A 20,238-nucleotide genomic window follows, 5' to 3' on the forward strand; every position below is an offset into this window, starting at 1 on the left:
GCCCGCCTGGGCAACCATTCAACAGGCATCCGGTCGCTCGGATGCACAGTGATCTGATGCCTCAAACGGCAAATCGTTCCCGACATAGGACGTTGTCGCTGACCACCATGCAAGGATAGCCACGCAACTCGGCGATCCGGTCGAGTTCTCGGGCCACGCGATGGCCTGAGATCGACGTGTCGACGATGGCATCAAGGCACTCTCGGCTGAAGTCGTCGATGATGCACAACACCCGGAAACGGCGACCCCAGACAAGGCTATCAGTCACGAAGTCGAGGGACCAGCGCTGGTTTGGCCCCTGCGGGATTGCCATGGGTGCGCGGGTTCCAAGGGCCCGCTTTCGCCCGCCACGTTTGCGCACCGTCAGCCGCTCTTCGCGATAGATGCGGTAGAGCTTCTTCCAGTTCATATCCCAACCCTCCCGCTCAAGCAGGATGTGCAGGCGGCGATAGCCAAACCGGCGACGTTCGGACGACAATTCGCGCAATCGGCTTCGTAGCTCGGCGTCGTCAGGACGGCTGGATTGGTAACGATGGACGCGTGGATCACTGCCAACCAGACGGCAGGCACGACGCTGTGAATAGCCCTTCTCGGTCATGGCCCAGGTCACGGCAGATCTCCTTGAACTGGGCTTCAGAAGTTTTTTCCGAGCATCTCGCGCAGGGTCGCAAGGTCCATCGTCTGCTCGGCCAACAAACGCTTCAGCTTCGCGTTTTCATCCTCGAGCTGCTTCATTCGCTTGGCCTCACTGACCTCCATGCCGCCATACTTCGAGCGCCAATTGTAAAAAGTCGCATCACTGATCCCGTGCTTCCGGCATAGCTCCGCCGCGCTCAACCCGGCCTGGTGCTCCTTCAGCACGGCGATGATCTGTTCTTCCGTGAACCTGCTGCGCTTCATGTCCGTCTCCTTCACTGGAGAACAGACTAACTAACCCCAAAGTGCGGACGTTTCAGGGGAGCAGGTCACGGCGCTTCTTCCGGCGCGCCATCGCCACCAATGGCGTGCCAGACCGGGTGGTGATCGACAGAAGTGGAGCCAATCTGGCCGGTCTTCAGGCAGTGAATGCCGTCCTCAAGTTCACCGGGGCGGGCAAGACAATTGAAGTTCTGCAGGTCAAGTATCTCAACAACATCCTCGAGCAGGATCACCGCTTCATCAAGAAGATCACCGACCCGATGAAGGGGTTCAAGTCCGTCACCTCGGCCGCTGCAACGCTCGCCGGGATCGAAACGGCCCATATGATCCGCAAGGGTCAACTCCTGGAAAACGGCATGTCTGCCTTCCAGCAGTTCGCGGCGCTCGCAGAATAGTCATGTCCGCAGATCGGCCTCTGATAACTCAACAACTTCGTTGCGACAGAACCGGGCTGGCGGATGCCAAGGCCATGCTGACGGCTGCCGGGATAGAGGCCGAGACCTCCGTCCTGCCCGGCCAGCCGGAAACAGCCTTGGCCAAGCTGGTGGAGGAAGCGCAGTTCGACATGCTGGTCATGGGCGCCTACAGCCACAGCCGTATCCGCAGTCTGTTCATCGGATCTACGACCACAGAGATGATCCGATCGTGCAAGGTGCCTTTCGTCCTGATGCGGTAAATGCAGCTACTGGCGGCAGAATGTGCGCTCATTCAACTTATGGCGTACATCTGCCTTGCCAAGCTCCCTCACGTCTGCTGTTGCGCCATCCCATTGGATCGACAGTATACCCTCACCGCTTCCGTCGAGGGCAAAGATCGTCGGACCATCAGAGCAAGTTTCTATCCGGCTGTGAACCTTTTCCTGCCCGATCGCGTGGTTTGTCACGCCTTGTACCGAGGCGAGGAGACGGAGGCGCCCGCCGTCTTGACGTACGACACGCAGGACCTTGTCGAGATGAGGTTTTTCCACGTAGGCAAATTCGACTGTCCCGTCCCCATCGAAATCTGCCGCGCCAATCGGGGCAAGCCAGCGGAACCGGGTTCCGATGTAGTCAGTGGTAGCGCCGCGCACGAGCACCGGCTCGTCCCCAACCATGATCACATCCCAGACTGCGAGCCGGGAGCCTCGCTCTTGATCACTCTCGACAACGACGATTTCGTTGCGGCCGTCGCCATTCATATCCGCCAATCTTGGCGCGAAATCTTCGAAAACGAGGCTTTCAGGCAGCCGAATGGCCGATACCCGATGGCCTTCGCTGCATCTTGTGCATGGTCCCAGCTCGGCAAGAAGGTCGGTATGAGCGTTGAGGCTACCCATGATTTTGTGCGGGTAGCGATCAGTAGGATTGGCGAACCAGGCCCTGATCGGCTGAGGAGCAGACAAGTCCTGTCCCGCCGCCAGAGTTGGTGCCAAGGCGAATACCAGAGCAAATATCCATAGAACTCTGATCGGGTTGATCACCATTTCAGCAATCTCCTGCCGAGGGCGGCACCGATTGAACCAACCGTTGTAATGGCGGCGATTTCCGGGTGGATGCCGGAGCCGTCTGGCACTACCGGGCAATGGAGGAGGAACAGGAAGCTTGCAACGCCGCTGGATAGCATTCCTGCACCTGCTCCGACCAGGGCCGGTTGCAAAGAGGCTCCCCGCCGAAGAAGCCATAGCGCAGTAAGCAAACCGGGGGATGCCATGGCGACAATAAGCCAATAGCAGGCAAGAACTTGACCCATGCCACGAGTTGGTGCCTGCGATAGACCGCTTATGGCCAAAACCGCGAAAAGCGTCGTTACAGCTCCCACCAATAGGTCGAGGTTGCCAGCGGGCGATACCAACTCAAGGCAGAGGATAAACCCGATCAGCGCGGTAACCAGCGCCAATAGCGCCATTGTTAAACTCGCATTGGTCAACGCCGACCACTCCCATTGATGGAATCCCGCTACCGCATCGACAAGCAAACCGAAAATCAAACAACAGTCAGAGGGATAAGCGGAAAACTCGGCCAAAGCCTTCGTGGCTCCGGTTTCCGAACCAACGCAGCGATCAATTCATCGGTGGATTTTCGGCTGCTCATTTTCGTTTCTCGAGGGCTCATTATTCTGTTCGCTCGCAGACACCTCGCGTTACCGCGGCGCCCAGCTTCAGGAGTCACGAGTCCGTGAGCGGCGTAACGGAGGGTGCCATTCGGCGAACGCATAGATGTGGGCCAGGTGAGGGCCCGCTTTTGTCTGACATGGAGAATGATATGACCCTCATGAAATCGACCCTTGGTCTGGGTGCTGCACTGTCTTGCGCTTTGACCATGGCTGCTGCGACCGGTGCGCATGCGCAGGAAGGCATGGAAAAATGCTTCGGCGTCGCGCTGGCCGGTCAGAACGACTGCGCCGCAGGCCCCGGCACCACCTGCGCCGGCACCTCGAAGGTGGACTATCAGGGCAACGCCTGGAAGATGGTTCCGGCCGGCACCTGCGCCACTATGGAACTGCCGGCAGCGGCCGATGGCACCGCCCGTGCCGGTTCGCTGGAAGAACTGACTCGCGACATTCCCGCGTGACACGGCAGGGGCGGGGGGCGCGCGTCCTCCCCGCCCGCTTTCTCGTGGAGGACTGGATGAACACGCTGCCAAAATCATGTGGAATCGGCTTCAAGCCCGGTCATTTCGCCGCGATCCGGCAAGAGCCCGGTCCGGTCAGCTTTCTGGAAGTGCATGCCGAGAATTACATGGGTGCAGGTGGCCTGCCCCATGCCCAGCTAACCGCTCTGCGCGTTGATTTTGCCTTGTCGCTGCATGGCGTGGGCCTGTCGATCGGCGGTCCGGGGCGGCTTGATGGCGATCACCTGGCCCGGCTGCGCCTGATGTGCGACCGCTATCAGCCAGACAGCTTTTCCGAGCACCTGGCTTGGTCCAGCCATGGGGCCGAATATCTGAACGACCTCTTGCCTTTGCCGTACACCGAGGAAACGCTTGCCCTGGTCTGCGACCATGTGGACGAGGCGCAGGAAGCACTCGGGCGACGCTTGCTTCTGGAAAACCCCTCGACCTATGTCCTGTTCGAGCAATCCACCATCCCCGAGGTCGAGTTCCTGCGCGCCGTCGCTTTGCGCACCGGCTGCGGGTTGCTTCTGGATGTGAACAACGTCTTCGTGTCCTGCACGAACCACCACATCGACCCCCGCGCTTGGCTGGCGGCTTTTCCGCTGGACCTCGTGGGCGAAATCCATCTGGGCGGTCATGCGGAAGAAGAACTGCCCTCGGGTCCGTTGCTGATCGACGCTCACGGCACGCCGGTCGCCGACCCGGTCTGGACGCTTTACGCCGAGGTCATCGACAAGGCTGGCAGGCTGCCTACCCTCGTGGAATGGGACAACGACATTCCCGAATGGTCGGTCCTTCGGGCCGAGGCCGCGCGGGCGCAGGCGATCCTTGAAAGCGGAGGGCTACAACTTGCCCGGGCATCCTGAATTCACCGCGGCCTTTGCCGCCGGTCTGGTCGGGGCGCCTCTGCCGCCCGGCGTCACGGCAATTGCGCCAGACGAGGCCGCACGACGCTTTGCCGTCTATCGCAACAACGTCGCTGTCAGCCTGACTGAGGCGCTTGCCAGCCGCTTTCCGGTGATCCGGCGTCTGGTCGGCGAGGCTTTCTTTTCTGCCTTGGCTCGGGTCTATGCCGAGACGCATCGACCGAAATCGCCGGTCCTGCTGGAATGGGGCGACAGTTTCCCCGCGTTTCTGGCAGGCTTCCCGCCCCTCGCGGACTATCCCTACATGGCCGATGTCGCGCGCATCGAGTACGCCCGGGGCCTCGCCTATCATGCGGCCGATGCCCGGCCCGCCAGCGCCGACAGCTTTGTCGGGGCAGACCCATCGCAGTTGAAGCTGCGGTTGCACCCTTCCGTGCAGGTGCTGCGGCAGGACCATCCTGCGGTGTCGATCTGGGCGCGCAACCAGCCGGGGGCCAGTCTGGAGAGCATGACTCTCGCCGGGCCGGAAATCGCGCTGGTGCTGCGCGATGCGGCATTCAACGTTCCGGTCCATGCCATTTCCGAAGCCGATTCCGTGATGATCGATCACATCCGTCTTGGTGCCAACCTGACTACCGCTGCTGAGTTGGCCCAATGGGCCGAACCGGGCCACGACCCGCAACCCCTGATCCTGTGCCTGATGCAATCGGGCGCCATTCTTGACCCGATGGAGGACGCCTGATGCTTTCCCTGCTCAATCGACTGAACGGCCTGTTCGACCGCATCCCGCACGATGTCGTTGCCCTGGCGTTACGGGTGTTTCCTGCCATGGTGTTCTTCCAGTCCGGTCGCACCAAGGTTGAAGGCGTGTTCTCGATCAAGGAGTCCACTTGGTTTCTGTTCGAACACGAATACGCTCTGCCGCTGATCCCCTCGAACCTGGCGGCGGTCATGGCCACCACGGCAGAGCATGTGCTGCCGGTACTGATGATCCTTGGCCTTGCCACGCGGCTTTCGGCCTTCGGGCTTATCGGAATGACGGCGGTGATCCAGATCTTCGTCTATCCTGGCGCCTGGATCACCCACGGTCTTTGGGCCGCAGCCCTTCTGGCCGTCGTGGCGCGAGGACCCGGCGCAATCTCGCTGGACCGGCTGTTCGGGCTGGATGGCGCGGGTAAGCCCGGCGGCGTCCGATTGGCTCCGGCGGAATGATGCGGCGGCGCGTCTTTCTAACTTCGGTCGCGCTGCTTTGGCCCCTGAGCCTTGCCGCACAAGAGCTCAACCACGTTGCCGCCGCCTGGCCCTATACCGATTTCGAGAAAGTTGGGATCGACCTTGCCGAGGTGATCTCGGGCGGCCCGCCCAAGGACGGGATCCCGGCGTTGAGCGATCCGTCTTTCATCGCGGCGGCGGATGAAAGACGGCTGGCCGACCGCGAGCCGGTAATGTCGGTTGCCTTGCCGGGACAAGCTGGGCGCGCCTATCCAATCCGCTATCTGATGTGGCATGAGATCGTAAACGACAGCATCGGTGGCGTGCCGGTGCTGGTGACCTTCTGCCCCTTGTTCAACACCGGAATGGTTTTCGACCCCCGGGTTCAGGGTCGCCGCCTGAGTTTCGGCGTGTCGGGCCTTCTGCGCCATTCCGACATGATCATGTATGACCAAGAAACGGAAAGCTGGTGGCAGCAGGCGCTTGGGCAGGGGATTGTCGGCACCCATACCGGGCGCGAATTGACGCAGCTTCCGGCACTGATGGAAAGTTGGGACGCCTTTCGCGCCGCTCACCCCGACGGGCTGGTGATGGACGAACCGGACTGGTCCCGCGCCTATGGCAGCAACCCATATGTAGGCTACGACACCTCGCGCCCCTTCCTCTACGATGGCGAAAACCCACCGCACGGCATCGACCCGCTGGAGCGGGTGGTCCGGATCGGCAACCGGGCCTGGCCGCTGACGCGGCTGGCAAAGGCCGGAGAAATCCGCGAGGCCGGGCTTGTCCTGACTTGGACGGAAGGGCAGGCATCGGCGCTTGACAGCCAGAGCATCGGCCGGGGCCGTGAGGTCGGAAACATCCGCGTGACCGACACGGCGGGGCGGGATGTCGTGCATGACATTCCTTTCGCCTTCGCCTTCCATGCGTTTCATCCCGACGGGACCTGGATGCTGGGGAACTGAATGGACCTGGTCTTCGCCTACCTTGCAGGGCTTCTGACCCTGATCAACCCTTGCGTCCTGCCGGTGCTGCCCATCGTTCTTGCGACCAGTCTCCAGGCTGACCGCCGCGCCCCGATGGCTCTTGCCGCCGGGATGAGCCTGAGCTTCGTGGCCCTGGGTCTCGGGGTTGCGGCGCTTAGTCCGGCGCTTGGCATCCGCGAAGAGACGGTCGCGCGCGGTGCGGCGGTTCTGATGATCGGCTTTGGCGCGGTGATGCTTGTGCCTGCCCTTGGCGGCCGCTTCGCCCTGGTCACGGCCGGGCTTTCCGCGCGGTCCGATGCCGGGATGGGTGCCACCGCCTCGGGCGGACTGGGCGGGCAAGTGCTGGGAGGCATGCTGCTGGGCGGAGTCTGGAGCCCTTGCATCGGCCCCACGCTGGGCGCGGCCATCGCCATGGCTGCTCAGGGCGAAAACCTCTTGCGTGCCGGGGCCATCATGGTTGCCTTTGCCCTGGGCGTATCAAGCCTGATCCTGGTGATCGCCTATGGCGCCCGCCAATGGCTGCGGCAGAACATGGCCCGGATGCGAGCCTTTTCCGAACGTTCCAAACTCATCCTGGGTGCCACCTTCATCCTGATCGGCCTTGGCCTCTGGTTCCGGGTGAACCATGCCATCGACGCCTGGATCATCGAAAACCTGCCGATCTGGCTGGTGGATCTGTCCGTTTCAATCTGAGGAGACCCCATCCCATGAACCGCCGCTTCTTTCTCGCCGCTTCGAGCGCGGCGCTTGTGCTGCCCCTGCCTGCGCTGGCTGCTGACCGCGTCTTCTACACCCCTGGCCTCGCCGAAACCGCGCTGGAGTCCGGCAAGGTGGTCTTTCTGGATTTCTGGACCAACTGGTGTTCGACCTGTGCGGCACAGGACCGGGTGATCACCGACCTGCGTCGCAGCAATCCCGGATACGGCGAAATGATTACCTTCATCACAGTGGATTGGGACCAGTATGCAGACAGCGATCTGGCCAGAAACCTGGACATTCCACGGCGGTCCACGCTTGTCGCGCTGAAGGGCGAAACTGAGATCGGCCGGATTGTGGCCGGGACCGCAAAGGCGGACATCAAGGCACTGATGGATGCCGCCCTTGCGGCGGCGCAAGCCTGACGGGATGTTCCACAGTTCGCCAAGCCATATGCAGGGAACAGCCGTGCTGTGCCTGATGAGCCGTGTTGCCTTCGCGGCCATCCTGCTCCCCTGGTTCCTGATCGGCGGGCTGACCAAGGTCGGCGGACTTTCAATGTCGATGGGCCCCACGGTGGACGGTCTGCCGCTGTCGCTTGGAGCCTATTTCGCCTATGCTCCGGACAGGATCGGCTCAATGGATGCCGGCCTGCCGGACTTCGATGTTCCGACACAGGTGCTTGTCGGGCTGATGGTGCTGCTTGAGCTGGCGCTGCCCGTGCTGATCGTCCTTGGATTGCTGACACGACCGGCAGTCATCCTGCTGGCGCTGCATCAGACGGTGTTCTTTCTGCGGACCACATCGACCGACGACTTTGGCGCGCTTTTCGATGCCAGCCCCTTTGACATGGTTCCCGACCAGTTGCTGCTGTGGGTCATGCTGATCGCCCCATTGGCGCTGTTCGGGGCAGGGCCTTTGTCGGTCGACCATGCCGCAGCGCGGTGGAAGGCCCGGCAGCGCTAACTCCGCCCTGCCGAGCCCATCGGCTCAATCCAGCTTGTAGGGTGCGAAGACTGCATCCACCGGCGTCCCTGCCAGGTGGTTGACATAGTTCGAGAACGTCTTGCAGGCGATTGCCAGAACCACGCCAAGGACATGCTGTTCGGCATACCCAGCCGAAAGGAAGGCATCGACCGCGGGCTTGCCCGGGTTGCCACGGGAAAGAAGCATCGCTTCGGTAAAGGCAGCGACCGCCTGCAGCTTGGCATCAGGCAAATTATCGCCCGCCCGCAGGGCCGCAAGGTTGTCAGCAGAAACGCCAGACCGTTTGTCTGCGATCATCGGATGAGCCGCCGTGCAGTAGGTGCAGCCATTGACCCGGCTGATCGTCAGGAACACGGTCTCCTGCTCCGCCGGCGTGAAACCCGCTTGCGCGCGGAATGCGTCATAGGTGGACAGATAGCCTGCCAGCACTGGGGGAAGCTTTGCCATATAGCCATACATGTTCGGCAGAAAGCCGAGCTTGGCCTTGGCCCCGGCAAGAAGGGCCTGCGCATCTCCGGTCGCTGTTTCAAGCATTTCGGGGGTCATGTCGAGAAGGGGCGTTCTGGTCACGATGGGCCTCCATATAAAGAACGATCATTCTTTAAATTGAAATCCGGTCGCCTGCCACGTATTTTCAGAACGTCTCGTTCAAAATAGAGTGACACATGGACTCCGACATAGGCCAAGAACTACGGCCGCGGGGGCGGCCGCGCGCCTTCGATGGCGAGGCGGCGCTTGAAGCCGCCATGCGGTCGTTCTGGGCAAGCGGGTACGATGGCGCATCTGTCGATCAGATGTGTCGCGTGACCCACATGTCGCGCGCCAGTCTTTACCAGAGCTACGGCGGCAAGGAGGGGCTTTTCCTGGCAGCAATCGCTCATTACGCCGAAACACGGGTCGCCCGCGTTGCTGCGGCTCTGGGCCCGAACGGCACCTTGGCAGAAGATCTGGGTGCGTTCTATCAGGAGGTCGTCAGGCTTGCCACGGACGACCCTGAGACGCCAGGCTGTCTGATTTCCTGCGTTCTCTCGGATGCAGCTGGAAGCAACGCGAGATTTCGCGAAGAACTGGACCATCGCTTCATGGCGTTTGAGGCCCGGATCTCGGCAAGACTGGATCATGCCGGGTGGCCATCGCTGACCAAGGTTCAATCCAGGATTGCCGCTGGTCTTGCGGCGGCCATCGCGCGCGGCATCATGCTTCGCGCCAGGTCTGGCAGCGGGCACGAGGACCTAGCACAGGTTGCAGACGCCGCGGTCCTTGCCTTGCTTCAGTTGTCGGACTGATCAGCCTTCGCTGTGTCCCTGGAAATCGTCTTCCACAGATGCGTGTAGCGATACTTGCGCCGCATCTCGTCGGTCATGTCCATGACGCGCACGTGGCGCTTGATCCCCGCACCTTCCAGAATCCGGTTCATGAAGTTGTAGAGCGCCGTGACCGAGATGATGTCGAACAGGCCCTCCTCGGTGAACCCCGCCGCATAAACAGCGTCCGCGTCCACCGGCCCGGTTCCCGCAGGGTCGACTGTCAGTCGGCGGACGAAGGCCATCACCGGGCGCAGCCTTTCATCGATAAAGGGATGATCGAGGTCGATCTGCACGTGGCCGAACACTTCGGCGGGCACGCCCCAGGCTTTCGCGTGGTCACGATGCGCCGAGAAGCAGTAGTGGCAGTCGTTCAGCGACGAGACATAGGCGGCGATCAACTCGCGCTCGGCCACACTCAGCTCGCTGTCGTTCCGCAGGATGGCGTCATGATATTCCAGCAGAGGCAGGATTCCCCGATTTGGGAATTTTCGGAACAGGCCGAGAAGTTCGAGATTCGGGATCGACGGAAATGCGACATACTGGTTCCTGGCGCTGGTGAAGGGCGGTGCGAAGGCCGGGTTGATTCGGCCTTCCGCAACCATCTGACGGTACAGCGCGACGGGAATCCAACCCCATTCGCGGCAAATCGACCGATCAACAAGAGTTGACGTCAGCGTCACAGGGCAAATGCGGTCACGGCAGATCACGGGCTTGTGCACTGGGGAAATGTAACATGCCCTCATCGCTTGCCCTACGCCCCAGTTCTCACGCACTCGTGAGAAAATTGCGCCGTTACAGTGGTTTCCGGCCATTTTGGCGTGAGTCCGCGCGATCTGATGGTGATTATCCAGGGCGGAAAATGTCCGGCATGGTGAACTCATCGGAAGGCAATACCGCCCCGAGAAACCAGAAAGCCAAAGGAACACATCATGAAACGCCTCATCGCCACTGCCGCCATCCTTGCCACGATCGGAACTTCCTCCTTCGCCATGGTGTCGAAGGATCAACTTCCGGCCCACGTTCGCCTGCAGATCTCCCAGATGGTCCCGAACGCCGACCTCGAAGACCTGACCACCCGCCAGGTTGCCGCGATCTACGGCCTCTTCTCCAACAGCGAGAACCTGCGGACGGGCAACGATCCCGCCGGCCAGCTCAAAGTCATCCTCGCCTGGAACTGATGCGCACTACGAGGCGGGTTGCCGGCAGAAATCTGGCAACCCGCAGACCCCCGGCGGGCAATTGCCCGCCGTTTCTTTTTGCTAGGCGGCGTAACAAGTCTGCCGCTCTGGAGTCTCATCAGCGTTGGCCTTGATGATCTGGGCCGATCTCTGAGTGACATAAGGGACTGACCTTGAAAAAATCTTTCCTGCTGGCTGTCGCGGCTGCGGCTGTGATTGCGCTGATGCTTGGCCTGCGAGGGCAGGCACCGGATCTGGACGGACTTCGCGACCTGATCGCGCAGCTTCGTTCGTGGCAAAACGAAAATGCTGCGACCTTGGTGGTTGCTTTTTTCGCTGCCTATGTCGCCGTCGCGGCCCTGTCCCTGCCATTTGCTGTCTGGATGACCTTGGGCGCTGGCGCGCTGTTTGGTTTCTGGCAAGGCCTTCTGATCGTTTCCTTTGCGTCCTCGATTGGCGCGACACTGGCCTTTCTGGCCGCCCGTTACCTTCTGCGCGACTGGGTTCGTGAGCGCCTGGGAACTCGCGCGGACGCTATCGACGAAGGCATGCGCCGAGATGGGCCGTTCTACCTCTTCTCCCTGCGACTGATCCCGGTCATCCCGTTCTTTGCGGTCAACCTTCTGATGGGCCTTACATCGATCCGCGCACTGACCTTCTATCTGGTCAGTCAGGCCGGGATGCTGGCCGGCACGGCGACTTATGTGAACGCCGGCACCCAGCTGGCCAGGCTTAACAGCCTGTCAGGCATCGTCTCGCCGACGCTGCTTTTCTCCTTCGCCCTTCTGGGCCTTTTCCCGTGGATCGCACGCATGGTTCTGAACCTTCTGAAACGCCGCAAGGTCTATGCCAAATGGCAAAAGCCGAAATCCTTCGACCGCAACCTGATCGTGATCGGCGCGGGGGCTGCCGGGCTGGTCTCGGCCTACATCGCTGCCGCCACCAAGGCCAGGGTGACGCTGGTCGAGGCACACAAGATGGGCGGGGACTGCCTGAACTATGGCTGCGTCCCGTCCAAGGCCTTGATCAAAAGCGCGAAAATTGCCCACCAGATGCGCAAGGCCGATTACTACGGGCTTGAGCCCGTCACGCCCAAGGTGCCCTTTGCCAAGGTCATGGCGCGCGTCCACAAGGTCATCGCCGAGATTGAGCCGCATGACAGCGTCAATCGCTATGCCGGCCTCGGGGTCGAGGTTTTGCAGGGCTACGCCAAACTGATCGACCCCTGGACCGTCGAGATCGCTCTGGCCGACGGTACCACGCAGCGGCTGACGACGCTGGCTGTCATCATCGCCACCGGCGCCGCGCCCTTCGTGCCGCCGCTGCCCGGGATCGACGATGTCGGCTACCTGACCTCGGACACGCTCTGGGACCGGCTGAAGGACCGCGAACACGCGCCGAAACGTCTGGTCGTGCTGGGCGGCGGGCCAATCGGGTCGGAACTGGCGCAAAGCTTTGCCCGGCTCGGGTCCGAGGTCACGCAGGTCGAGATGGCCCCCCGCATCATGATCCGCGAGGACGAGGAGGTGTCGGCGCTGGTCAAGGCCTCGCTTGAAGCGGACGGCGTGAAGGTGTTGACCGGGCACAAGGCGCTGGCCTGCGGGGTGACGGACGGCGAGAAGTGGATCGAGGTCGAGCATGAGGGCCAGAAGCTCCGCATTGGCTTTGACGAGATGATCGCCGCTGTGGGCCGAGCGCCACGCCTCAAGGGCTTTGGGCTGGAAGAGCTGGGGATCAAGGTCAACCGGGTGGTGGAAACCAACAAATACCTGGAAACGCTCTATCCCAACATTCTGGCCGCGGGCGATGTGGCCGGTCCCTACCAGTTCACCCACACAGCGGGGCATCAGGCCTGGTTCGCCGCGGTCAACGCGCTTTTCGGCGACGTGAAGCGGTTCAAGGCGGATTACCGCGTCATCCCCTGGGCCACCTTCACCGATCCTGAGGTTGCCCGCGTCGGACTGTCCGAGGCCGAGGCCCGCGAAAAGGGCATCCCCTTCGAAGTCACGCGCTATGGCATCGACGATCTGGACCGGGCCATCGCGGACGGTTCGGCCCATGGCTTCGTCAAGGTGCTGACCGTGCCGGGCAAGGACCGCATCCTGGGCGTGACCATCGTCGGCGAACATGCGGGCGACCTGATCGCCGAATTCGTTCTGGCGATGAAGCACGGGCTGGGGCTGGGCAAGGTCCTTGGCACGATTCACATCTATCCGACCCTGGCCGAGGCGAACAAATATGCCGCCGGCGAATGGCGCCGGGCGCATGTGAACCCGCGGCTGTTGGCCTGGGTCGAGCGCTATCACAGCTGGAGGCGCGGATGATCGACGCGCGGCTGCTCCCTTACCAATCGGCGTTCTTAGCGCCCGTCGCGGGCTGGTTTCACCGACGCCGGATCGACGCCGACACGCTGACCGTGGCAGGCTTCGCCTTGGGGGTTCTCGGTGCGGTGGCGATTGCCTTCGGCCAATGGCAAGCCGCGCTTGTGCTGATCCTTGCGAACCGTATCGCTGATGGCCTTGATGGTGCGGTTGCCCGGCTGAACGGCCCGACCGAGCGGGGGGCTTTCCTGGATATCGCACTCGACTTCGTGTTCTACGCCCTGGTGCCGCTTGGTTTTGCCCTACACGATCCGGCCACGAATGCGCTGCCTGCCGCCCTCCTCCTAGTCGCATTCATCGGCACGGGGTCGTCCTTCCTGGCCTTCGCGGCCATTGCAGCAAAGACAGGGATCAGGGCATCGGACTATCCCACGAAAGGAATCTACTATCTCGGTGGCCTAACCGAGGGGTTCGAGACCATCACAGTCTTTACTGCGATGTGCCTCTGGCCCGCTGCCTTCCCGGTGCTTGCCCTGCTTTTTGCCGCGGCTTGTGCCTTGACGACGGTGCTTCGATGGTCTGCGGGTTGGTCGACCTTCGGAAAGTTTCCGAGCTCGCTGTAACAGATATATTCCTTGCAAGACTTATGTCAGGAGTGCCCTGACTTTGGAGAAGACATGTCCCTGAAATTCTCGACCGCCCTCATTGCCCTGATGCTGGCCACACCTGCCCTAGCCGATGACTGGCAGACCACTCTGGATGCGGCACGCGGCCAGACCGTCTACTGGAACGCCTGGGGCGGGGATGACCGGACCAACGCCTTCATTGCCTGGGTCGGTCAGGAAACCGAGCGCCTGTATGGTGTCAAGGTCGAACAGGTCAAGTTGACCGACACCGCCGAGGCGGTGACGCGGGTCGTGTCGGAAAAGGCCGCCGGGCTGGATGATGGCGGCTCGGTGGACCTGATCTGGATCAACGGCCCGAACTTCCTGGCGATGAAAGATCAAGGGCTGCTGCATGGCCCCTTCGTCGCTGACCTGCCGAACGCGCGGTATCTCGACCTGTCGCCAACCTCGCCGAACGCGGTGGATTTCACCGTGCCGGTTGACGGTATGGAAAGCCCCTGGCGGCTGGCGAAATTCGTCTTCATCTACGATTCCGCGCGTGTTGATGCCCCGCCGACCAGCATGGCGGGTTTTGTTGACTGGGCCGCAGCGAACCCGGGGCGCTTCACCCATCCCGATCCCTCGAACTTCATGGGCGCGACCTTCCTCAAACAGGCCCTGATCGAGCTGGTCCCCGATCCGACGACCCTGCAATCGCCCGTCACCGACGAAGCCTTCGCCGCCGCGACCACACCGCTTTGGGCCTGGTATGATGCCCTGCGCCTGAACCTCTGGCGCGGCGGCGAAAGCTTTCCGGACAACCAGTCGGTCCAGCAGCAGCTGATGAACGATGGCGAGATCGACATGGCGATGTCCTTCGATCCGGCCTCGACCGCGGGGGCGATCGCCCAGGGCCTGCTGCCCGACACCGCCCGGGTCTTCGTGCCCGAAGGCGGCAGCATCGGCAACGTCAGCTTCGTCGCAATACCCTACAACGCGGCGAATGCCGAAGGGGCCGAGGTCGTCGCCAACTTCCTGCTCGATCCAGCGACCCAGGCGCATATGCAGAATATCGAGGTGCTGGGGTCGTTCTCGGTGCTGGACCCGGCGAAACTGGATGACGCTGCGAAAGCCGCCTTTGCCGCGCTGCCCAATGCGCCGGCCCTGCCCGCGCTTGCGGACCTTGGGCCGACGTTACTGGAACCGCATGCCAGCTGGATGACCCGCCTGACAGAGGAATGGGCGCGGCGCTACACCAAGTGACAAGCGGACCTGCCTCGGGACGGCGGTTGCGGTCGGTCGTCCTGACCGTCGTGGTACTTGGCCTTCTCACGCCCATCGCGGCGGGGCTGTGGCAGACCGGGCGGGCCGCCTTCGGCATTTTGCCCGCGATCGGGGCGATCGATGCCAGCCTGTCGCCCTGGGGCGGCCTGCTGGCGCTGCCTGGTCTGTCGACGGCAATCCGGCTGAGCCTGTTCACCGGGCTTGCTGCCACCGGCCTGTCGCTGGTCCTTGCGGTCGGCTTCTGCGCCGCGGTGCATGGGCGGATGTCGCGGCAAGTTGGCGCGCGGATGCTGACGCCCTTCCTTGCCGCGCCACATGCGGCCATCGCCATCGGCCTTGCCTTCGTGCTGGCCCCCTCGGGCTGGATCGCCCGGATGCTGGCCATGCCGCTGGGGTGGGACCGGCCGCCAGACCTCTCCAGCGTAAACGACCCTTGGGGCATCGCACTGGTTGTCGGCCTGATGGTCAAAGAGGTGCCGTTCCTTCTGCTGGTCATCCTGGCCGCGCTGACGCAGATCCCGGTGCGGGCGCAGATGGCTGCCGGACGGGCGCTTGGCTATGGCCGGGGGCTTGTCTGGGTCAAGATCGTCATGCCGCAAGTCTGGCCGCTGATCCGGCTGCCGGTGCTTGTCGTGCTGGCCTATTCGCTGTCGGTCGTCGACATGGCGCTGATCCTTGGCCCGTCGAACCCGCCGACGCTGGCCGTACTGCTGACGCGGCTCTACTCCGATCCGGACATCGGCCTTATCCTGCCTGCTTCGGCGGGGGCAATCCTGCAACTGGTCCTGGTCGTGCAGGCATTCGGCCTGCTGTGGCTGGCTGAACGTCTGGTTGCTCGGCTTGGCTTGGTTTGGCTGCGCCGGGGCGGGCGGGGCACTTCGACCGAACCCCTGCTGCACCTTGCCACGGGCGCCACTCTTGCGCTGCTGGCTGTCGGGGCATTGGCGATGCTGTCGCTGGCGGTCTGGTCGCTGGCCTGGCGTTGGACTTGGCCCGCGCCGCTGCCGGAGAGCTGGTCGCTCAAGGCCTGGGCCACGCCCTCTTCGGGCTGGGCGCGCGCCTTGGCGAACACGGCGGCGCTGGCGATCACGTCCACCGCTCTTTGTCTTGTGCTGGCGATAGCCTGGCTGGAGGGCGAGGACCGGGCGCACATGCCCCGCGCCCGATGGGCCAAAGGGTTGATCTATCTGCCCCTGCTGATCCCGCAGATCTCGTTCCTGTTCGGCATGAACGTGCTGGTCCTGCGGTCCGGGCTGCAGCTAGGTTTCTGGACCGTGGTCTGGGCGCAAAGCTTGTTCGTCTTTCCCTATGTCATGATTGCGCTCAGCGACCCATGGCGGGCACGGGACACCCGGCTGGATCGCACCGCCGCCGCCCTCGGGGCCGGGCCCTGGCGACGCCTGATCCGGGTCAAGCTGCCGGTGCTGCTGGCCCCGGTCTGCACGGCCGCCGCCATTGGCGTCGCGGTATCGGTGGCGCAATACCTGCCGACGCTGTTCCTGGGCGCGGGACGCATCGTCACCCTGACGACCGAGGCGGTGACGCTGTCGTCCTCGTCCGACCGCCGGGTGGTCGGCGTCTACGGCAGCCTGCAGGCCGCGCTGCCGTTCCTCGCCTATGCGCTAGCCTTCTTTATTCCCGCCGCGCTGCACCGCAACCGCCGGGACCTACGCGGCGAGGCCTTCACATGACGCTGGAGATCATCGATCTGTCGGTCAGCTTCCGGGATCATCTCCCGCTGTTCCCGCCGCTGACCCTGACCATCCCGCAGGGCGAGGTCGGCACCATCATGGGGCCATCAGGGATCGGGAAATCGACTCTTCTGGACGCGGTCGGAGGGCATCTAGCGCACGGGTTTGCCGCCTCGGGGCAGGTCCGGCTGAACGGCCGGTCGCTCGATGGCATCCCAGCCGAAGCACGGCGCATCGGCCTGATGTTCCAGGACGCGGTCCTGTTCCCGCATCTGTCGGTGGGGGACAACCTGGCCTTCGGGCTGGGCCGCCATGTCCGGGGCCGGCCGGCGCGGGCTGCGGCCGTGGCGCAGGCGCTGGACCAGGCCGGGCTTCCGGGCATGGAGCGGCGCGACCCCGCGACCCTTTCGGGCGGCCAACGGGCCCGGATCGCCCTCATGCGTACGCTTCTGGCCGAACCGCTGGCGCTTTTGCTGGACGAGCCCTTCTCGAAACTGGACGCAGCTCTTCGGGCCGAGATGCGTGACTTTACCTATCGCCATATCCGCGAACGCGGCATCCCCGCCCTGATGGTGACGCATGACCCACAGGACGCCGCCGCAGCCTTGGGACCGATGATCCAACTTAGGGGAACCGACTGATGGCCTTGCGTGAACTCATGCTGCTGGCAATCCCCGTTGCCGCCCTTTCAGTTGCCGCGACCTCCGGCGCGGCGGAGTACCTTGGTGCCCATCCCTGGTGGGCGGTAAGTGCCGGACTCTTGGGCTGCCTTGTAGGCGCGGCTGGTCTTCTTATCCTACGCCTGGGGGGAATGAAGACCCTGCCGCTCCTCTGGATCGCCGCCGGTGGGCTTGCCCTGTCCTCAGCGGCTGCCCTGTTCGGCAAGCGGGCGTTCGCCGCCTCTTTCGCAGAAAGCGCGCTCGCGGGCCGGTTCTGGTACTTTGGCTGGATCGGCGTCTTCGCCAGCCTCGTCCTCCTCGCGACCGGCATCATCTTGCATCGCCTCGACCGCTGAGCCTTCTCCCCATTCCAGCAGGTGCGGGTCGAAGCCATCCGCGAGGTGCGGCTTAACGATCTGGAAATAGGGCGAAAGGTCGAAGTCGCGCGGCGCGAATAGGGTGTGGTGGCGGATGTGGAGGATCTCGCGCCGGGCATAGTTGGACCCCTTGCGTGCCTTCACCTGCCGGACATCCGGGAGGATCGGGTAACGGACAGACTGGAACGCCCGCGCGATCAGCGACGATCAGATGGCACGCGTCGGATCGCCAGAACCGAAGGCCAGCATACGCCTGCGCCACCGTACGGGAGCCGGAGGCGTGGGGAAGAAGTAGCGCAGCAGATCAAAAATATTGCGCATGTCATAGCGCAAGCCAATCCTGGCTGACATGAACTCGGTCACCTGGCGGCATTCGCTGGGTGATAGTCCTACCGGGCGGCAGATGCGCGTGTTGTAGCGCGCATACTTGCTGAGGGGTGCGGAAACACAGCCTTCTCCGAGGTTGACTTCGACCAGCCTGTGTGGCCCTCCGTCTTCGGATTCGAGTCCAAATCTGTCGCCGACATACATGGCGGCGTGAGACCAAGTGGATTGAGTCAAGTACTTGATGGCGTTCGACACCCTCTCCCGACCTTCGACCAACAGGACATCACCAGGGCGCAAGGTGCGGCAAAGTGTTTCGAAATCCGACGGTGTGAAGGGCTGGTATCCCAAGGACGGGCTGTTCAGCTTGCCAGCGAGACGCCGTCCAACGGCGTCCAGCAGCCGGTCGACAAGATTGACAGTGTTGTTCGGCATGACATCGTCCCCTTTCTGATGTCTTGAGAAGGGGACTCGTCGGTAGGCAATCTGTTACGGAAGGCTGCGGCAGATGTCCCCTTCGCAGCTGATCTTCGGGATGCGCACTCCAAGCACCCGCATGGCAGACAGGGCCACAGCGATCCCGACAACGATGGCAGCCCAACTTGGCATGGCATGGGGCGAAAGCGCGGGAAGTCCGAAGAGGATCAGCCCATCGTTTCCCCCTGGGATCAGGCCAGCACCCAGTCCCATCGCCAGCCCGGCCACTAGGTGCCGCAAGGCTGCCTTTGCTCTTGGGCGTCGAATATGAAAACTGCCGCGCATCATTGATGAGCCCAGCATGGCCAGCATCGCTGTAAGTGAGATGGTCCAGAGCATACCGGTGTGCTGGCACGGCGCGATCGGAAACGCCCCGATGCTGCACAGCGCAGTCGAGGTGAAGGACCAGGGACGATCCGCCAGCAGTAGAGCGGAATTTGCCACGGCGATCAGCAGGACCGAAATCGAGAGCGACCAGTATCCCTCCGTGGCACCGGCAAGGCTCGCGTCGCGTCGTCGCCAGATATTTCGGACTTCCCAAAGCATCTAGAGGAACAATGGAAGGGTCAACGCGACCGGAATGGAACCCGCCACCGCGGGAAGATGGATTCCCGAGGTGACGTGCTGAAACAGGACGATTCCGATGCCCCAGCCAAGAACTGTGAACAGCATTACGAGATGCCCGTCAGCCAGACGCGAGAGGGTCGAGAATGAACAGGCGCCGTTCACGGCCGCGCCGAGACCAAAGATCAGGCCCCCCGCGATGCCACTGGCAAGAATGGGCCGCTGCCCAAGGTCAACCGCTGCGCCGAAGAGGGCGGCCAGTGCCAGAATGCCCGTCGTCCACAGCGATGCCTTCAAGAATGACCACAAGATATGGGCCCGCCCAGTCGTCGCGACTTCGGCCACCGCCTTGACCGTGCAAAGCCCGGCCCGGTGCGCCGAGGCCCCCAGAACGACACCCGCCAGCAGGGCGATGGGCAGTTCAGGTGACATGGGACCTCGGCGCGTCTGGCTGCCCGCAGTCAGTACTTCAGGTAGTCAGAAGTGAAGACGAGATCCGCGCCCCCGCACTGGTGGCAGGCGATGCAGCCCTCGTCCATTCCCTTAGCGATCTGGCCAGCCATCGGCATGCCGTTCGGCATCTTATCGAGCGAGCCGTCGGGCAGAAACTTGACCCAGAACCAGTCCTTGTCTTCCGGGTCATAGCCCGGTTCCCGCCGGAACATCACGGTATAGGCGCCCAAGTGCTTGTCGGGATCGGCAAGAACCGCATCGGCGGAAACGCCTTCCGGCCCGAAGTTGCGCTTGACGATCAGGTCTCCGGTATGGCCGTTGATTGTGGCCTAGGTGTAGAAGGTCTCCAGCATCATCCCGTGCGGGTCGGTGCCTTCGTAGGGCGTATGCCGGATCATGCCTGGCCCAGCCAGCTTGGATGCCGTCATCACCTCCCAGAGGAGTTGCGCATATTCGGCATCTGCGTCGCTGCCGAACGGCATCGGCATGTCTTGTGCCATGGCCGCCGCGGTGCCCAATGCAAGGGTAAGCCCGAATCCAAGCCCAAGTGTCACGTTTTTCATGAGTGTCCTCCCTGACCAATAGAGACACGTCCCGCGAAAGCGCCCCACGTTACGTGGCCGGACATCACGAAACCGCGATCCTTTCCGCATCACCTCTGCGCGACTGCGACGATTTCCCTTTGATTGGCGTGCTTTGAGGCGAATGCTGGCGATGGGGCCGGAAATCCGCTCATGCAGTT

Annotated in this window: 26 protein-coding genes and 2 pseudogenes; 18 read left to right on the plus strand and 10 right to left on the minus strand. The window is 62.8% G+C overall.

All coding sequences use genetic code 11. From position 1 onward, the window contains the following. Window positions 1-91 precede the first annotated feature (91 nt). Window positions 92-900 (minus strand): annotated as a pseudogene (locus tag C0V75_RS21110) (IS3 family transposase); the annotation flags it as partial. Window positions 901-965: 65 nt separating this feature from the next. On the opposite strand from C0V75_RS21110, the pseudogene C0V75_RS21115 reads away from it, so the two are divergent. Both C0V75_RS21115 and C0V75_RS21120 read left to right on the plus strand, forming a co-directional pair. Further along, window positions 966-1,313, plus strand: a pseudogene (locus tag C0V75_RS21115) (DDE-type integrase/transposase/recombinase); the annotation flags it as partial. 2 nt (window positions 1,314-1,315) lie between these two features. Further along, entirely contained in the window at window positions 1,316-1,594 is a 279-nt protein-coding gene (locus C0V75_RS21120) for a universal stress protein (RefSeq protein WP_101922967.1), read from the plus strand. A 6-nt stretch (window positions 1,595-1,600) separates the two neighbouring features. On the opposite strand, the gene C0V75_RS22840 is transcribed toward C0V75_RS21120, so the two are convergent. Together C0V75_RS22840 and C0V75_RS21130 are read right to left on the minus strand one after the other, a co-directional pair. Beyond that, the gene (locus C0V75_RS22840) at window positions 1,601-2,380 is read right to left on the minus strand and encodes a VCBS repeat-containing protein (protein ID WP_143710481.1); all 780 of its coding nucleotides are present in this window, start codon (window positions 2,378-2,380) and stop codon (window positions 1,601-1,603) included. Then, the gene (locus C0V75_RS21130; protein WP_158241914.1) at window positions 2,374-2,919 is read right to left on the minus strand and encodes an NrsF family protein; all 546 of its coding nucleotides are present in this window, start codon (window positions 2,917-2,919) and stop codon (window positions 2,374-2,376) included. Before C0V75_RS21130 ends, C0V75_RS22840 begins: the two co-directional genes overlap by 7 nt. Window positions 2,920-3,158: 239 nt before the next feature. Between C0V75_RS21130 and C0V75_RS21135 the strand changes: the two genes are divergently transcribed. Genes C0V75_RS21135 through C0V75_RS21170 form a run of 8 tightly spaced genes read left to right on the plus strand, consistent with a single transcriptional unit; the run spans window position 3,159 to window position 8,235 of the window. Continuing rightward, complete coding sequence (locus C0V75_RS21135; protein ID WP_371410711.1) at window positions 3,159-3,467, plus strand: DUF2282 domain-containing protein; 309 nt, start codon at window positions 3,159-3,161, stop codon at window positions 3,465-3,467. A gap of 56 nt (window positions 3,468-3,523) precedes the next feature. After that, a complete protein-coding gene (locus tag C0V75_RS21140) occupies window positions 3,524-4,375 on the plus strand; it encodes a DUF692 domain-containing protein (protein ID WP_101922997.1) in 852 nt (283 codons plus the stop codon). Next, window positions 4,359-5,117, plus strand: coding sequence for a DUF2063 domain-containing protein (locus C0V75_RS21145; protein WP_158241915.1), 759 nt, complete (start codon window positions 4,359-4,361; stop codon window positions 5,115-5,117). Before C0V75_RS21140 ends, C0V75_RS21145 begins: the two co-directional genes overlap by 17 nt. Then, entirely contained in the window at window positions 5,117-5,587 is a 471-nt protein-coding gene (locus tag C0V75_RS21150) for a DoxX family protein (protein WP_101922971.1), read from the plus strand. The genes C0V75_RS21145 and C0V75_RS21150 overlap by 1 nt, the downstream gene beginning before the upstream one ends. Continuing rightward, window positions 5,584-6,552 carry a DUF3179 domain-containing protein gene (locus tag C0V75_RS21155; protein WP_371410712.1) on the plus strand — a complete coding sequence of 323 codons (969 nt, stop codon included), beginning with the start codon at window positions 5,584-5,586 and terminating at the stop codon, window positions 6,550-6,552. The genes C0V75_RS21150 and C0V75_RS21155 overlap by 4 nt, the downstream gene beginning before the upstream one ends. Further along, window positions 6,553-7,266, plus strand: coding sequence for a cytochrome c biogenesis CcdA family protein (locus tag C0V75_RS21160; RefSeq protein WP_101922972.1), 714 nt, complete (start codon window positions 6,553-6,555; stop codon window positions 7,264-7,266). It abuts the gene before it with no gap. A 14-nt stretch (window positions 7,267-7,280) separates the two neighbouring features. After that, a complete protein-coding gene (locus C0V75_RS21165; RefSeq protein WP_101922973.1) occupies window positions 7,281-7,694 on the plus strand; it encodes a thioredoxin family protein in 414 nt (137 codons plus the stop codon). Window positions 7,695-7,722: 28 nt separating this feature from the next. After that, complete coding sequence (locus C0V75_RS21170; protein WP_158241916.1) at window positions 7,723-8,235, plus strand: DoxX family membrane protein; 513 nt, start codon at window positions 7,723-7,725, stop codon at window positions 8,233-8,235. Between the two features lie 24 nt (window positions 8,236-8,259). Here C0V75_RS21170 and C0V75_RS21175 read toward each other — a convergent pair whose 3' ends face one another. Beyond that, window positions 8,260-8,826, minus strand: a complete 567-nt coding sequence (locus C0V75_RS21175; RefSeq protein ID WP_254216557.1) for a carboxymuconolactone decarboxylase family protein — start codon at window positions 8,824-8,826, stop codon at window positions 8,260-8,262. A 95-nt stretch (window positions 8,827-8,921) separates the two neighbouring features. Between C0V75_RS21175 and C0V75_RS21180 the strand changes: the two genes are divergently transcribed. Beyond that, complete coding sequence (locus C0V75_RS21180) at window positions 8,922-9,542, plus strand: TetR/AcrR family transcriptional regulator (RefSeq protein WP_101922976.1); 621 nt, start codon at window positions 8,922-8,924, stop codon at window positions 9,540-9,542. Here C0V75_RS21180 and C0V75_RS21185 read toward each other — a convergent pair. Beyond that, window positions 9,527-10,270 carry a carboxymuconolactone decarboxylase family protein gene (locus C0V75_RS21185; RefSeq protein WP_158241917.1) on the minus strand — a complete coding sequence of 248 codons (744 nt, stop codon included), beginning with the start codon at window positions 10,268-10,270 and terminating at the stop codon, window positions 9,527-9,529. The genes C0V75_RS21180 and C0V75_RS21185 overlap by 16 nt on opposite strands. 222 nt (window positions 10,271-10,492) lie before the next feature. Between C0V75_RS21185 and C0V75_RS21190 the strand changes: the two genes are divergently transcribed. The 7 genes from C0V75_RS21190 (at window position 10,493) to C0V75_RS23815 (ending at window position 17,657) form a co-directional block, all read left to right on the plus strand. Next, window positions 10,493-10,741, plus strand: coding sequence for a hypothetical protein (locus C0V75_RS21190; RefSeq protein WP_101922978.1), 249 nt, complete (start codon window positions 10,493-10,495; stop codon window positions 10,739-10,741). A 383-nt stretch (window positions 10,742-11,124) separates the two neighbouring features. Then, window positions 11,125-13,065, plus strand: a complete 1,941-nt coding sequence (locus C0V75_RS21195) for an FAD-dependent oxidoreductase (RefSeq protein ID WP_216821492.1) — start codon at window positions 11,125-11,127, stop codon at window positions 13,063-13,065. Beyond that, window positions 13,062-13,685, plus strand: a complete 624-nt coding sequence (locus C0V75_RS21200; RefSeq protein WP_101922980.1) for a CDP-alcohol phosphatidyltransferase family protein — start codon at window positions 13,062-13,064, stop codon at window positions 13,683-13,685. The genes C0V75_RS21195 and C0V75_RS21200 overlap by 4 nt, the downstream gene beginning before the upstream one ends. A gap of 54 nt (window positions 13,686-13,739) precedes the next feature. Further along, a complete protein-coding gene (locus tag C0V75_RS21205; protein ID WP_101922981.1) occupies window positions 13,740-14,930 on the plus strand; it encodes an ABC transporter substrate-binding protein in 1,191 nt (396 codons plus the stop codon). Then, window positions 14,927-16,642: an ABC transporter permease gene (locus C0V75_RS21210; protein ID WP_158241918.1), complete on the plus strand. Its 1,716-nt coding sequence runs from the start codon at window positions 14,927-14,929 to the stop codon at window positions 16,640-16,642. The genes C0V75_RS21205 and C0V75_RS21210 overlap by 4 nt, the downstream gene beginning before the upstream one ends. Beyond that, window positions 16,639-17,283, plus strand: a complete 645-nt coding sequence (locus C0V75_RS21215) for an ATP-binding cassette domain-containing protein (protein ID WP_101922983.1) — start codon at window positions 16,639-16,641, stop codon at window positions 17,281-17,283. Before C0V75_RS21210 ends, C0V75_RS21215 begins: the two co-directional genes overlap by 4 nt. Next, complete coding sequence (locus C0V75_RS23815) at window positions 17,283-17,657, plus strand: hypothetical protein (RefSeq protein ID WP_254216558.1); 375 nt, start codon at window positions 17,283-17,285, stop codon at window positions 17,655-17,657. Before C0V75_RS21215 ends, C0V75_RS23815 begins: the two co-directional genes overlap by 1 nt. A gap of 228 nt (window positions 17,658-17,885) precedes the next feature. Here the strand turns inward: C0V75_RS23815 and C0V75_RS23820 are convergent, their stop codons facing one another. The 5 genes from C0V75_RS23820 to C0V75_RS23830 form a co-directional block, all read right to left on the minus strand. Then, the gene (locus tag C0V75_RS23820) at window positions 17,886-18,437 is read right to left on the minus strand and encodes a hypothetical protein (RefSeq protein WP_254216559.1); all 552 of its coding nucleotides are present in this window, start codon (window positions 18,435-18,437) and stop codon (window positions 17,886-17,888) included. A 54-nt stretch (window positions 18,438-18,491) separates the two neighbouring features. Continuing rightward, window positions 18,492-19,025, minus strand: coding sequence for a YeeE/YedE thiosulfate transporter family protein (locus C0V75_RS21225; protein WP_101922984.1), 534 nt, complete (start codon window positions 19,023-19,025; stop codon window positions 18,492-18,494). Further along, on the minus strand, window positions 19,026-19,475 hold the full coding sequence (locus C0V75_RS21230) for a YeeE/YedE thiosulfate transporter family protein (protein ID WP_101922985.1): 450 nt from the start codon (window positions 19,473-19,475) through the stop codon (window positions 19,026-19,028). Window positions 19,476-19,504: 29 nt separating this feature from the next. After that, on the minus strand, window positions 19,505-19,726 hold the full coding sequence (locus C0V75_RS23825; RefSeq protein ID WP_254216560.1) for a hypothetical protein: 222 nt from the start codon (window positions 19,724-19,726) through the stop codon (window positions 19,505-19,507). A 99-nt stretch (window positions 19,727-19,825) separates the two neighbouring features. Continuing rightward, window positions 19,826-20,059, minus strand: a complete 234-nt coding sequence (locus C0V75_RS23830) for a hypothetical protein (protein ID WP_254216561.1) — start codon at window positions 20,057-20,059, stop codon at window positions 19,826-19,828. Window positions 20,060-20,238: the final 179 nt, after the last annotated feature.

This window comes from Tabrizicola sp. TH137 (assembly GCF_002855575.1).
Lineage (GTDB): Bacteria > Pseudomonadota > Alphaproteobacteria > Rhodobacterales > Rhodobacteraceae > Paragemmobacter.